The organism is Micromonospora chalcea, from assembly GCF_028768405.1.
GTDB lineage: Bacteria > Actinomycetota > Actinomycetes > Mycobacteriales > Micromonosporaceae > Micromonospora > Micromonospora chalcea.
On sequence record NZ_CP118233.1, the window covers coordinates 5597276 to 5610624 of the forward strand.

13 protein-coding genes are annotated in these 13349 nt (G+C 73.6%); 8 read left to right on the forward strand and 5 right to left on the reverse strand.

The features are described 5' to 3' along the window. Window positions 1-57 precede the first annotated feature (57 nt). Window positions 58-1641 carry an acyl-CoA mutase large subunit family protein gene (locus PVK74_RS25305; protein WP_043326726.1) on the forward strand — a complete coding sequence of 528 codons (1584 nt, stop codon included), beginning with the start codon at window positions 58-60 and terminating at the stop codon, window positions 1639-1641. 595 nt (window positions 1642-2236) lie between these two features. Beyond that, window positions 2237-3496: an amidohydrolase gene (locus PVK74_RS25310; protein WP_274477393.1), complete on the forward strand. Its 1260-nt coding sequence runs from the start codon at window positions 2237-2239 to the stop codon at window positions 3494-3496. Here PVK74_RS25310 and PVK74_RS25315 read toward each other — a convergent pair. Beyond that, on the reverse strand, window positions 3453-4454 hold the full coding sequence (locus tag PVK74_RS25315) for a DUF4349 domain-containing protein (protein WP_274477394.1): 1002 nt from the start codon (window positions 4452-4454) through the stop codon (window positions 3453-3455). The genes PVK74_RS25310 and PVK74_RS25315 overlap by 44 nt on opposite strands. Window positions 4455-4578: 124 nt before the next feature. On the opposite strand from PVK74_RS25315, the gene PVK74_RS25320 reads away from it, so the two are divergent. Genes PVK74_RS25320 through PVK74_RS25335 form a run of 4 tightly spaced genes read left to right on the forward strand, consistent with a single transcriptional unit; the run spans window position 4579 to window position 7920 of the window. Further along, window positions 4579-5208, forward strand: coding sequence for an MBL fold metallo-hydrolase (locus tag PVK74_RS25320; protein WP_043326720.1), 630 nt, complete (start codon window positions 4579-4581; stop codon window positions 5206-5208). Window positions 5209-5210: 2 nt separating this feature from the next. Next, window positions 5211-6137: a hypothetical protein gene (locus tag PVK74_RS25325; protein ID WP_274477395.1), complete on the forward strand. Its 927-nt coding sequence runs from the start codon at window positions 5211-5213 to the stop codon at window positions 6135-6137. Between the two features lie 37 nt (window positions 6138-6174). Continuing rightward, entirely contained in the window at window positions 6175-6915 is a 741-nt protein-coding gene (locus PVK74_RS25330) for an SCO6745 family protein (RefSeq protein WP_064447637.1), read from the forward strand. 42 nt (window positions 6916-6957) lie between these two features. Then, the gene (locus PVK74_RS25335; RefSeq protein WP_064447638.1) at window positions 6958-7920 is read left to right on the forward strand and encodes a GNAT family N-acetyltransferase; all 963 of its coding nucleotides are present in this window, start codon (window positions 6958-6960) and stop codon (window positions 7918-7920) included. Between the two features lie 75 nt (window positions 7921-7995). Here PVK74_RS25335 and PVK74_RS25340 read toward each other — a convergent pair whose 3' ends face one another. Continuing rightward, window positions 7996-8451, reverse strand: coding sequence for a gamma-glutamylcyclotransferase (locus PVK74_RS25340; RefSeq protein WP_030501227.1), 456 nt, complete (start codon window positions 8449-8451; stop codon window positions 7996-7998). Between the two features lie 106 nt (window positions 8452-8557). On the opposite strand from PVK74_RS25340, the gene PVK74_RS25345 reads away from it, so the two are divergent. Then, window positions 8558-9961: an NAD(P)H-quinone dehydrogenase gene (locus PVK74_RS25345; RefSeq protein WP_043326713.1), complete on the forward strand. Its 1404-nt coding sequence runs from the start codon at window positions 8558-8560 to the stop codon at window positions 9959-9961. A 17-nt stretch (window positions 9962-9978) separates the two neighbouring features. On the opposite strand, the gene PVK74_RS25350 is transcribed toward PVK74_RS25345, so the two are convergent. The 3 genes from PVK74_RS25350 to PVK74_RS25360 form a co-directional block, all read right to left on the reverse strand. Then, window positions 9979-10632 (reverse strand): DUF998 domain-containing protein, encoded by a 654-nt coding sequence (locus PVK74_RS25350; RefSeq protein ID WP_274477396.1) that lies wholly within the window; start codon window positions 10630-10632, stop codon window positions 9979-9981. 96 nt (window positions 10633-10728) lie between these two features. Beyond that, a complete protein-coding gene (locus PVK74_RS25355; RefSeq protein WP_187692537.1) occupies window positions 10729-11022 on the reverse strand; it encodes a hypothetical protein in 294 nt (97 codons plus the stop codon). After that, a complete protein-coding gene (locus tag PVK74_RS25360) occupies window positions 10950-11573 on the reverse strand; it encodes a DedA family protein (protein WP_043330647.1) in 624 nt (207 codons plus the stop codon). Before PVK74_RS25360 ends, PVK74_RS25355 begins: the two co-directional genes overlap by 73 nt. 496 nt (window positions 11574-12069) lie before the next feature. Here PVK74_RS25360 and thrS point away from each other — a divergent pair, with 496 nt between their 5' ends. Next, window positions 12070-13284 (forward strand): threonine--tRNA ligase, encoded by a 1215-nt coding sequence (gene thrS / locus PVK74_RS25365; protein WP_274477397.1) that lies wholly within the window; start codon window positions 12070-12072, stop codon window positions 13282-13284. The last annotated feature ends 65 nt before the right edge of the window (window positions 13285-13349 follow it).

Below are 13349 nucleotides of genomic sequence, written 5' to 3' on the forward strand. Positions count from 1 at the left end.
GCCAGGTGTGCGGTATCCCTCACCCACCAGGCGGTCAGCGCGTCCTACCATCCGGTAATGAGCGATGCGCGGTCAAGCGAGTCGGGTTTCCCGATCCAGGGCGTCTACACGGCGGCAGACCTTCCGGCGGACCTGGAGGCCCGGCTGGGCGAGCCGGGCGAATTCCCGTACACCCGCGGGGTCTACCCGACGATGTACACCTCCCGGCCCTGGACGATGCGACAGTACGCCGGCTTCGGCACCGCGACCGAGAGCAACGCGCGGTACCACCAGTTGCTGCGCGCCGGGACGATGGGCCTGTCCGTCGCGTTCGACCTGCCCACCCAGATGGGGTACGACTCGGACGACCCGATCGCGCACGGCGAGGTGGGCAAGGTCGGGGTCGCCATCGACTCCATCGAGGACATGCGCACGCTGTTCGGCGGCATCCCGCTGGACAAGGTCTCCACCTCGATGACGATCAACGCGCCCGGCTCGGTGCTGCTGCTGCTCTACCAGCTCGTGGCCGAGGAGAACGGCGTGCCGGGGGCGGCGCTCAACGGCACCATCCAGAACGACATCCTCAAGGAGTACATCGCCCGGGGGACGTACATCTTCCCGCCGAAGCCCTCGCTGCGGCTGGTCGCCGACACGTTCGCCTACTGCCGGGCCGAGGTGCCCAAGTGGAACACCATCTCGATCTCCGGCTACCACATGGCCGAGGCCGGCGCCTCGCCCGCGCAGGAGGTCGCGTTCACGCTGGCGAACGGCGTGGAGTACGTCCGCGCGGCGCTCGCCGCCGGGCTCGCAGTGGACGACTTCGCGCCCCGCCTGTCGTTCTTCTTCGTGGCCCGCACCACGCTGCTGGAGGAGGTCGCGAAGTTCCGCGCGGCCCGGCGCATCTGGGCCCGGCTGATGCGTGACGAGTTCGGCGCGAAGAACCCGAAGTCGATGATGCTGCGGTTCCACACCCAGACCGCCGGCGTGCAGCTCACCGCCCAGCAGCCGGAGGTGAACCTGGTCCGGGTGGCGGTGCAGGGCCTCGGCGCGGTGCTCGGTGGCACCCAGTCGCTGCACACGAACAGCTTCGACGAGGCGATCGCGCTGCCCACCGAGAAGGCGGCCCGGCTGGCGCTGCGCACCCAGCAGGTGCTGGCGTACGAGACGGACCTGACCGCCACCGTCGACCCGTTCGCCGGGTCGTACGTGGTGGAGGCGATGACCGCCGAGGTGGAGGCGGCGGCCACCGAGCTGATGGACCGCGTGTTCGACCACGGTTCGGCGGTGGACGCGATCGAGGCCGGTTTCCAGAAGCGCGAGATCGAGCAGTCGGCGTACCGGATCGCCCAGGAGATCGACTCGGGTGAGCGGGTGGTGGTCGGCCTCAACCGGTTCCAGATCGACGAGGAGGAGCCGTACGAGCCGCTGCGGGTGGACCCGGCGATCGAGGCGGCGCAGGGGGAGCGGCTGGCCCGGCTGCGCGCCGAGCGGGACTCCGGCGCGGTGGAGCGCGCACTGGCCGAGCTGCGTTCCGCAGCCGAGGGCGACGCCAACGTGCTCTATCCGATGAAGGAGGCGCTGCGCGCCCGGGCCACCGTCGGCGAGGTGTGCGGCACGCTGCGCGAGGTGTGGGGGATCTACCGGCCGAGCGATCGGTTCTGACGTTTTCAGGCGGCGGTCCCGTCGGCGCACGCAGGTGCCCGGCGCGGGCCGCCGTCGTGCGTCCGGTAGTGGTCTGAACTGGGCAAACGAGGCCGCTGAGGCGTACCGTTGGTCCCCTCCCGGGCGACGGCGCCCGGCCGGTCCCGGCGGGTGGCCGGGCGGTGGCGCCCGGTGCCGCGCGTGTGCGATTCGGCGATTCGGGTAACCGGATCGGATGAACGGGACGGACAGCCTGTGCGGTCGACGGCCGGGCGGTCATGTCACCGTCGGGAGTCTTCCGGCAGCCGACAGTTGTCGCGCAATTGTCCGAGCGGCAGTTAATTGCCGCGACTAATGCGACAATTCGGAACAGCGGCCCGGATATTAGTGGCCGTTGAAACGGTTACGCGTTGTAGGAGGTGGGAGGCGGATGACGGGCTCCGACCGTGATCTACCTGCTGTCCCGCAGATATTCGAGCACTCTCACCAGGGCATTCGTGACGCTGCGCGGTCCGACCGCTACGCGAAAGATGTTGCGCAGCGTCACCGCCGGAGGTCTAGGCTGTCTGCTGTTCTACCCGATGATCCATCCATCTCTAGTGATCGAGAATTCGACGTGACGAGTGCGTTGACGCTGCCTTCCGGCGGCCCGCTGGCGTCGTCCCGGCCCGAGGCGCCGACCGGTTCCCAGCCCCTGCCCTTCGAGCTCGACCATCTCCTCGCGCTGCGCGTGCCCGGCCTGATCGCGACCCGCCGGCACCTCCACTCCCACCCGGAACTGTCCGGCGAGGAGTTCGAGACCGCCGCCCTGGTGCACCGCGAGCTGTCCCTCGCCGGGCTGAAGCCGCGCCTGCTGCCGAAGGGCAACGGCGTCATCTGCGACATCGACGGACGCCCGGACGGCCCGGTGATCGCGCTGCGCGCCGACATCGACGCGCTCCCGCTGGACGACCCGAAGGACGTGCCGTACCGCTCGACGGTGGAGGGCGTCTGCCACGCCTGCGGCCACGACGTGCACACGTCGGTGATGCTCGGCGTCGGCATGCTGCTGGCCCAACTCGCCGACATCGGCCAGCTCGACGGCCGGGTACGGCTGATCTTCCAGCCGGCCGAGGAGATCCTGCCCTGCGGCTCGCTGGAGGTCATCGAGGCCGGCGGTCTGGAGGACGTGGTGCAGATCTTCGCGCTGCACTGCGACCCGAACCTGCCGGTGGGCAAGGTCGGCCTGCGGGTCGGCCCGATCACCGCCGCCGCCGACAACGTCACCGTCCGGCTCACCGGGCCGGGCGGACACACCGCCCGCCCGCACCTGACAGTCGACCTGGTGGACGCGCTCGGCCGGCTGGTGACCGAGGTCCCGACCCTGATCAGCCGCCGGGTGCCGGCCAACAGCGGGCTGCTGCTGGTGTTCGGCCACGCCTCGGCCGGCACCCGTTACAACGTCATCCCCTCCGAGGCGTGCGCGGCCGGCACGCTGCGGGTGATGGACCGCGACACCTGGGACGAGGCGCCCAAGATCGTGGCTCAGGTGGTGCGGGACGTTCTCGCGCCCACCGGCGCCACTGTCGATCTGGAATACCTGCGCGGCCGGCCGCCGGTGACGAACGACGCCGGCGCGATCGGCGTGCTCACCGCCGCCACCGCCGCCGCGCTCGGCCCCGACGGCATCGCCGAGACGCCGCAGAGCATGGGCGGCGAGGACTTCTCCTGGTACCTGGAGCACGTCCCCGGCGCGCTCGCCCGCCTCGGCGTGGGCCGCACCGGGCCCAATGTGGACCTGCACCGGGCCTCGTTCGACGTGGACGAGCGCGCCATCGAGGCGGGCGTACGCCTCATGGTCCAGACCGCGCTGCGGGCACTGGCGGCGGCGCGCTGACCGGAGCGTCGGCCGGACCGGCCGGGCCCGGCGGCATCGGGCCCAGGCCCGGCTGCGGCATCGCGCCCGGGCCGGGCGGCGGCGTACGCCGGGCCCGCCGGCGCCGCCACAGGAGCAGCAACCACAGCGGTACGCCGATCACCACCGCGAAGGGCAGCACCGCCCCGAGCACGGTCAGCGCGATGCGGGCCGAGGCCCGGAACGCCGTCCACCCGCCGTCCAGCCCGCTGCGGAAGCCCAGATCCGCCTCCTCCTCGGCGGTGCTGGCGTCCTGCCCGAGCAACGTCACGGTGATGGTGGAGAGCGCGGTCAGGTCCGCCAGCCGGCGCTTGCGCGCCTCCAGCGCGGCCAGGTCCGCCTGACGGCTGCCCACCTCGTTCTCCAGCCGGACCAGCTCGTCCACCGAACTCGCCTGGGCGAGCAGCTTGCGGGCGCTCTCCACCCGCGCCCGCTGGGTGGCGATCCGGGCGTCCAGGTCGACCACCTGCTCGGTGACGTCCTCGGTGCGGATCTCCCGGCGCTCCTGGCGGCCGAGGCCGGCGAGCTGGTCGATCACACCCGCGAACTTGTCCGCCGGCACCCGCAGGGTCAGCACCGCCCGGGCCTCGGCGGAGCGGCTCGACCGCCGGTCGCCGCCGACGAACCCACCGGCCGCTGTCACCGCGGTGACCGCCTCCCGCGACGCGGCCTCCACATCGTCCACCCGGATCTGCATCGTCCCGGTGTAGATGATGGACCGCTGGTCGACCCGCAGGTCCGCGCCGCCGGTGCCGCCGGGAGCCGCCTGGTCGCGATCCGCGCCGCCCTCGGCGGGCTGCTCGCGCGCCGCGCCTCCGTCCATGGCCGGCGCGGCCGCGTCGCCGCCGCTGTCCTCGTCCGCGCCGCAGGCGCCCACGGCGAGCGCCGCGACCAGGCCCACCGCCACCAGGGCAAGGCCCCGGAACCGTCGTCCACCCATTCCCCGTACTCCGATCGTCGGCGGCCCCGCCCACCGGGACCGATACCTCGGACGTGGCGCGTGGTCGCGCCGGTTCCGGCAGACTGCGCTGAGGACATCACGATTCGGTATGCGAGGAGTCACGATGCACGTCACCAAGTACTCGCACTCCTGTCTCCGGCTGGAGCACGACGGGGCGGTGCTGGTCGTCGACCCGGGTGGCTTCAGCGAGCCGGAGGCGCTGGACGGGGCGGACGCGGTGCTCGTCACCCACGAACACCCGGACCATGTGGACGTCGCCGCGCTCACCCGGGCGCTGGAGCGGCGGCCGGTGCCGGTGCACGGCCCGGCCTCGCTCGCCGGGGTGCTCGGCGACGCCGCCGAGGCGCTCGTCACCGTCTCGCCGGGGCAGTCGCTCACCGTCGCCGGAGTGCCGGTGCGGACGTACGGCGGGCAGCACGCGGTCATCCACCCGGACATCCCGGTGATCCCGAACATCGGCTACCTGTTCGCCGACGTCCTCTACCACCCGGGCGACGCGCTGTTCGTCCCCGACGACGTGCAGGTGGACACGCTGTTCGCCCCGATCCACGCGCCCTGGTCGAAGTTCTCCGAGGTGGTCGACTTCATCCGCGCGGTCGCCCCGCGCCGGGCGTACGCGCTGCACGACGCGCTGCTCAACGGCAACGGCCTCGGCGTGCTGGACCGGCAGTACACCGCGTTGTCCAAGACCGACTACCGCCGTCTGGAGCCGGGCACCCGGATCGACGTCTGAGCATGGCCGAGGTGCCCGCGGAGGTGATCCGGCAGCTCTACGCCACGCCGCCGGACCGGTTCGTCGCGGCCCGGGACGCCGCCGTCGCGCAGGCGCGGCAGTCCGGCGACCCGCGTACCGCCCGCGAGATCGCCAAGCTGCGCCGGCCCACGGTGGCGGCCTGGCTGGTCAACCTGCTCGCCATCCGCCGGCCCGAGCTGGTCGCCGACCTGAGCCAGCTGGCCGAGTCGCTACGCGCCGCGCAACGCGACCTGCGCGGCGGCACGCTGCGGGAACTGTCCGCGCAGCGGCGCGCCGTCGTGGGCGTGCTGGTGGCGGAGGTACGCCGTCTCGCCGCCACCGAACCCGCCGCGCCACCGGCCGGGCGGCTGCCGCTGGGCGAGGTGGAGGCGACACTCAACGCCGCGCTGTCGGACACCGAGGTGGCCGAACAGGTACGCGCCGGACGCCTGCTGCGGGCCAGCCACTACGCCGGGTTCGGCGAGGTGCCCCGCCCCCAGCTGCGGCTCGTGACAGGGGGCGAGGAGGCGCCTGTCGTACCGGATCGGGCGGCCGAGCGGGCCGACGCGCGCCGGGCCCGCGACGAGCGGGCGGCGCGGGCCGAACGGGCCGGGCGGCGGCGGACCGCGACCCGGGAGCTGACCCGGGCCCGGACGGACCTGGACCGGGCCGAGAAGGAGCTGGCGGCGGCCGACGCGGCCGAGCGGGACGGCGCCGCGACGCTGGACCGGATCGAGACCGAACTGGCCGAGCTGGAGCGTCGCCGGGCCGTGGCCGAGCAGGAGCTGAGCCGGGCCCGGCTGGCCCGGCGGGGCGCGGAACGGGCGGTCACCGCGGCCCGGCGCCGGGCCGGTGAGGTGGAGGCCGTGTTGGAGGCGCTCGACGCCGAAGAGGGGGATGCCGACATCGGTGACGACCGGGCAGACTGAGCGTGATGAATGGCTACGGTGGAGTGACGGGCGGCCGATGACTCCGGAACAGCTCGCCGCCGCCTGCAAACCGCTGGTGCTCGAACTCGGGGAGGCGTTCGCGCGCTGCCCGTCCACGCTGCGCCGGGCGCGGCTGCTGGGCATCTCCGGGTGGGCCTTCTACATCACCGGACGGGCCGGTGCGCTCGGTGACGTCCGCGCCGAGACGGTCGCCGCGGCGCTGGGCTTCATCGCCCCCGAGGCGGTCACCGACGGCTGGGACGCCGCCGCGCGCACCGTCCCGCCGCTGGAGGTGGCCGCCGCCAACCTGGCCGAGTGCTGCCGGTGGGGCACCGCCCGGCTCGGTGACGGCGCCGAGTCGTCCCGGCTCGCCGCGCTGCTGGGCCGGGCGGTCGAGGCGGCGGACGGCAGCGGCATGCCGCTGTTCGCCGCCTGGCGGGCCATGCCGGTGCCCGATCCGTCGCCGGGCGCCCGGGCGGCGGTCGGCATGCTGCTGCTGCGCGAGCACTTCGCCGGGGCGTACCTGCTGGCGGTACGCGCGGCCGGGCTGACCCCGCTGGAGGCGGTGCTGGCCGGGCCGGAGGGCGAGGCGGGCGCGGCGGCGTGCGGCTGGGCGCCCCCGTACCCGCCGGTCGGGCCGCTGGTGCGACGCCGGCTGTGGGCCGAGGCGGTGACCGACCGGCTGGCGTCGGCGGCGTTCCGCGCGCTCAGCACCGCCGAGGGGGCGGAGCTGCTGGGTCTGCTCGGCGCCGCGCGGAAGCGCGCCCGGCGCGGATAAATGGGAGGCGGCCCCGCTGGTCCGGCTGCCAGGATCTGGCCCGTGACGCTCCCCGCCGGCTGGTCGGCCCGCCGCCCGACCCTCGACGACGTGCCCGCGATCCTGGCTGTGGTGCACGCCTCCGACACGTTCGCCGTGGGCTACCCCGACTTCGACGCCGAGGATGTGCGGTCCGCGCTGATCGCGCCGTTCGTCGACCCGGCGCGGGACTCCTGGCTGGTCACCGACCCGGACGGTACGGCGGTGGCCTGGTCGATCCTGGCCAACCCCAGCGGTGCCGGCCGGGAATGGGTGGACGTCCTGGTCGACCCCGACCGTGGCGCCGACCTGCGCGCGCCGCTGCTGGCGCGGCTGCTGGAGCGGGTCGCCGAACGTGCCGCCGAGCGCGGCCTGCCCGCGCTCACCGCCCGCGCCGGCGTGTACGCGCCGGAGACCCGCTGGGCCGGTGAGCTGGCCGAGGCCGGGTTCACCCGGATCAAGCGCTACATCCGGATGAGCCGCTCGCTGGCCGACCTGCCCGCCGAACCGGCGCCCCCGCCCGGGGTGACGGTGCGGCCGCTGCGCGCCGACGACGAGAACGACCTGCGGCTGTTCCACCGGATCTACGACACCGCGTTCCGGGACACGCCCGACCACGACCCGCTCGACTTCGAGCAGTGGCGGGACCTGCTGCCCTCGTACGGGAAGGTCTGGGACGAGTGGTTCCTGGCCGAGGTCGACGGCGAGCCGGCCGGCGCGCTCCAGTCCTCCGACCAGGCGCTCGACCAGGACCGGGGGTGGGTGCGGACGCTGTCGGTGCTGCCCGCGTACCGGCGGCGCGGGGTGGGTGCGGCGCTGCTGCGCCGGGCCTTCGCGGTCTACGCGGCGAAGGGCCGCGAAGGGGCCGGGCTCGGCGTCGACCTGGCCAACCCGACCGCACCGGTCACGCTCTACCGCTCCGTCGGGCTGGTGGAGGAGCGTTGGGTCGACATGTACGAGCGGAGCGTGCCCGCCTCGCGGGTGTGACCCGGCACCCCTCGTACCGGGGTCGCCGAGCGCGGGTGCGGCCGCACGGCGCACACTGTGGGTGTGGGAGACGCGCTACGCGGACGCGGTGCCGGTGGGGCGGGACCGCAGCTCGGTGACGTAGTCGTCCGGCGCGCCCGCCTTCTCCGCGGCGTTCGCCAGCTCCGACAGGTACCACGCGGTGGGCAGACCGCCCTCGTAACCGTCGAACACGTAGACCCACGCGGTCACGTCGCCGTCGAGCGTCGACACGCGCACGGTCAGCCTGCGGTACGTCTCGGCGGTCACGCCCTCGATCTCGTCGAGCTGCGCGGCGTCGTACGGGTGGATGTCGTAGAGCGCCACGAAGACCCGGTCACCCGGGGACTCGACAACGGTGCTGACCGAGCCCTCCCATCCGATGACGTCCTCGCCGGCGAAGGTGAGCCGCCACCCCTCCAGCCAGCCGGTACCCACCATCGGCGAATGCGGGCAGTAGGCGCGCATGCGGGCCGGGTCCAGGTTTGAGCCGTAAGCAGCGTAGAGACGCACGGCGACGACGATAGCCCGGCTGGCGGGTGGGGGAGAATACGACAGTGCGTGTCGAACCCGACGGGGAGAAGAAAGTCACTGTGAGCACAGACGAGGGGCTAATGCTGTGAGCCAGATCGTGATCATCGGCGGCGGGCCGGCCGGGTACGAGGCGGCCCTGGTCGCCGCGCAGTTGGACGCCGAGGTCACAGTGGTCGAGGCGGAGGGGGCCGGCGGCGCCTGCGTGCTCTCCGACTGCGTGCCCTCCAAGACGTTCATCGCCAGCTCCGAGGTGGTCACCGGCTACCGGGACACCGAGGAGTTCGGCGTGCACTCCGACGGCCTGGAGGCGGTCACCGTCGACGCCCGGGCGGTGCACGAGCGGGTCAAGCGGCTCGCGCTGGCGCAGTCCGCCGACATCCACACCAAGCTGGTCAAGGCCGGCGTCGAGTTCGTGGCCGGCACCGCCCGGCTGGGCGAGGACACGCTCGGCCACACCCACCGCGTGATCGTCACCCCGGCCGGCGGCGGCGAGGAGTACTCCATCGCCGCGTCGACGGTGCTCGTCGCGACCGGCGCGACCCCGCGCCAGTTGCCCACCGCCGTACCGGACGGCGAGCGCATCCTGACCTGGCGTCAGGTGTACGACCTGCCCGACCTGCCCGAGCACCTGATCGTGGTCGGCTCCGGCGTGACCGGCGCCGAGTTCGCCAGCGCGTACCTGGCCATGGGCGTCAAGGTCACGCTGGTCTCCAGCCGGGACCGGGTCATGCCGCACGAGGACGCCGACGCCGCGATGGCGATCGAGCGGGTGTTCCGCAACCGGGGCATGAGCATCCTGAACAACTCCCGCGCCGAGGCGGTCCGCCGCGTCGGCGACGGGGTGGAGGTGGTGCTCTCCGACGGCCGCCAGGTCACCGGCTCGCACGCGCTGATCGCCGTCGGCTCGATCCCGAACACCGCCGACCTGGGCCTGGCCGAGTACGGCGTGGAGCTGGCCCGGGGCGGTTACGTGACTGTCGACCGGGTGTCCCGTACCAACGTGCCGGGCATCTACGCGGCCGGCGACTGCACCGGCGTGCTGCCGCTCGCGAGCGTCGCGGCCATGCAGGGCCGGATCGCCATGTGGCACGCGCTGGGCGAGGCGGTCCGGCCGCTGCGGCTGCGTACCGTCGCGGCGAACGTCTTCACCGACCCGGAGCTGGCCACCGTCGGCGTCTCCCAGGACGAGGTGGACGCCGGCAAGACCCCGGCCCGCCAGGTGATGCTGCCGCTGTCCGGCAACGCGCGGGCGAAGATGGACGACCTGGCCGACGGCTTCGTCAAGCTGTTCTGCCGGCCCGCGAGCGGCCAGGTGATCGGCGGCGTGGTGGTGGCGCCGAAGGCCAGCGAGCTGATCCTGCCGATCACGATGGCGGTGGAGAACAACCTCACCGTCAACGAGCTGGCCCACACCATCACCATCTACCCGAGCCTGTCCGGCTCCATCACCGAGGCCGCCCGCCAGCTCATGCTCCACGAGCTGGAGTAGCCCCTTTCTTTCGTCGATCATGGAGTTGCGGCCCCCGATCCGACCGGTATGCCCGGTCTATGCGGGGTCACAACTGCATGATCGACGACTTTGGTCAGGGTGAGGTGCAGGGCCAGGGTGGTGATGACTGCCGTCTCCGTGAGGATGAGCGCGCGCTCGATCAGGCCCAGCAGGGCCCGGTCGCCGGGGTAGGCGGACCAGATCATCGCGCCCGCCAGCAGCAGGCTGGCCACGGTCAGGCCGCGCAGCCAGGCCGCGGCTCCCGCGACCGGGTTGCGGGCCAGCAGCCAGGCGGCCACGGGCAGGGCCAGGAACGACAGCACCGAGGCGTACCGGTGCACGTACGCGGCGGTGTCCATCGGCGTACCCGGCTCGTTAGTGGGCACCACCGCCGCGGCCAGCAACCCGGCCGACCAGGCGGTGAGTAGCGCGAGCGGCACCCGGCCCGCACCGGCCCGGCGCAGCGCCGGCAGCAGCACCACGCTGGCCGCCGCGAGCACCGCCATCGCGGTGTCGATGACGCCGCCCCGATCGGAGACGGCGAAGTCGCTGACGGTCAGCGACCAGGGATCCAGATCGTCGCTCACCCCGACGTGACCCATCACCGCGAGCACCGCCGCCAGGACGATCCCGCCGAGGGCCAACAGGCCGCTGCTCCGCGTTCCAGGCATACGGCCAGCCTGTCGCCGGAACCGCCCCAGACGGATCCGGGACCACCACCCACTTCGCTACCCGGGTCGTCCCCTACCGGACCCCCGAGAACGGCGTCAGGTCCCGTCGGGTGAAGGCGCATCGTCTGCCGGGTCTCCCGTCGACTGCGCGCCGTTGATCGAGGCCAGCATCTGTTCTCTGAGCTGCCCGCGCCGGGTCACGCGCTCGGCGTCATCCCATGAGGGATCGATTCGCCGAGCCCTGGCCTTGACGTCGTGCCACACCGCCGCGTCGCTCATGGCCTGTTCTTCCTTCACGTCGATCAGGTGCTCGGGGGTCAGCTGCCGGTCGAGTCGGCGGTGGCCTCGGCGCGGGTCTGCCGGGCGCTGCTGATCCAGGTCATCGCCCACCCGGCCAGCGCGAACCCGGCCGCCGCCACCCCACCGATCAGCAGCAGCCGCCACGCCGAGTGGGTCAGCGCCGTACCGCCCAGATGGCCGACGAGTGCGCCGTAACTGGACCAGGCGAGCGCCGCCGCCGCCTCGTAGGGCAGGAAGAGGCGGTACGGGTAGCGGCTGCGGCCGGCCGAGAAGCAGGCCGCCATCCGGCCGCCGGGCACGAACCGGCAGAGCAGGATCACCAGCGGCCCCGGCTCGCGCAGCCCGCGGGTGACCCGGGTGACGGCCCGGCGTGCCCGTCCGCGTGGCGTGGCCCGTGCCGGCCGGCGGGTCGGCGTGGTGCGGCCGATCAGGTAGCAGGTCAGGTCGCCGATGAAGACGCCGGCCGCGCCGACAGCGATGGTGACCGGCAGGCTGAGCCCGCCGTAGACGGTCAGCGCCCCACTCGTGATCATGACGAGCTGGGTCGGCACCACCGGGACGAAGGCGTCGGCGATCAGCAGGGTCAGCAGCAGCGCGTACGCCCACATGGGCGACGCGACGTCAGAGATGAGCTCGGCCACGACCGCCACCTCGCCGGAGTTCTCCGTTCGACCGGATCGAGGGTGACGCCATGTCCGGCGTCACCACCACCGGCCCCACCTGGCGGTGACCAGCGACACCGACGGGCCGTAGGTGTGGAACGAGCCGACCCGGCCGGAAGTGACGGATGGGCGGGGCCGCGGAGCGGGGCGGCGGATCGACGGATCGCGGCGTACCGTTGGCGGGACGCGGCACCGGAGCCGTCGGGTCCCCCGTTCCCGATGTCCGGGCCGCCGCGGGTCGCCGGCAGGTCCCGTGTCGGCGACCCGCACCCTCTCTCCGAAATCCAGGTGCGCCGGTGCCGTCCGCGCGTCTACGGTCGGGGCATGCGCAGCGCGGTAGTGACCACGACGCCGGGTGTTCCCGGCGCGCCGCACTGACGTTTCCGTCGACGAGGCCCCGGGGCGATCCGCTCCGGGGCCTCGCGGCGTTCCGGGCCTGCTCGCCTCCGGGTCGTACCCGATCAAGGAGAGCGACATGATCGACCACCGCAGGCTCGGCCGGGACCTGGAGCTGTTCGTCTCCGACCCGCTCGCGGGCGCCGGGCTGCCGATCTGGCTGCCGGACGGCGCCGCCGCCCGGCACGCCGTCGAGGAGTACGTGCGGGAGCTGGAGCGGCGGGCCGGCTACCGGCACGTCTACTCGCCGCCGCTGGGCAAACGGGAGCTGTTCGAGCTGTCCGGGCACCTCGGCTACTTCGCCGACGACATGTTCCCGCCGATGCGGCTGAGCGCCGACGACGAGTTCGTGCTGCGCCCGGCGCTGTGCCCGCATCACGCGCTGGTGTTCCGCGCCCGTGGGCGCTCCTACCGGGAGCTGCCGCTGCGGATCGCCGAGCTGGGCGGTATGTACCGGGCGGAGCGTTCCGGGGTGCTCGGCGGGCTGTCCCGGGTGCGCGCCATCTCGCTCAACGACGCGCACACCTTCTGCGCGCTGGACCAGGTCGGTGACGAGGTCCGCGAGGTCCTGCGGCTGATCGGCGAGGCGCACGCCGCGCTCGGCGTGCGTCCCGCCGGGTTGCGGCTGTCGTTGCGCGGGCCGGGCCAGCGGTACGTGGGCGACGACGCGAGCTGGGCGCGGGCCGAGGACCTGCTCCGCGCGGCGCTCGACGGGGTGGACGTCGTGGAGGCGCCGGGCGAGGCCGCGTTCTACGGCCCGAAGATCGACATTCAGATCGTGGACGCGGCCGGCCGGGAGTCGACCATCTCCACCGTCCAGCTCGACTTCGACAAGCCGGAGCGGTTCGACCTGTCGTACACCGACTCGGACGGCCGCCGGAAACGGCCGGTGATGGTGCACCGCAGCCTCGTGGGCAGCATGGAGCGGCTGTTCGCGTACCTGATCGAGGTGCACGAGGGCGCGTTCCCGGCCTGGTACGCCCCGGTGCAGTTGCTGCTGCTCCCGCTCGACGCGGCGCAGGCCGACGCGGCCGCCGGGCTGGCCCGCCGGGCCGAGGCGGCCGGGCTGCGGGCCGAGGTGGACCATGCCGGCTCGCTCGGCGCCCGCATCCGCGACGCGGCCCGCAGGCGCATCCCGTACACCGGGGTGGTCGGCCCCCGGGAGGCGGCCGACGGGTCGCTCTCGCTGCGTCTGCGCGACGGCCGGGTGCTCGACCCGATGCCCGCCGTGCAGGCGCTGGGCCTGATCGGCGCGGTGGTCGCGAGCCGGTCGGCGGCGCTGCTCCCGGTCTGACCCCGGCCCGTCCGGGTGCCGGGAAGGCACCCGGACGGGGACCGGTGTCGGACCTGTGGCCGGGT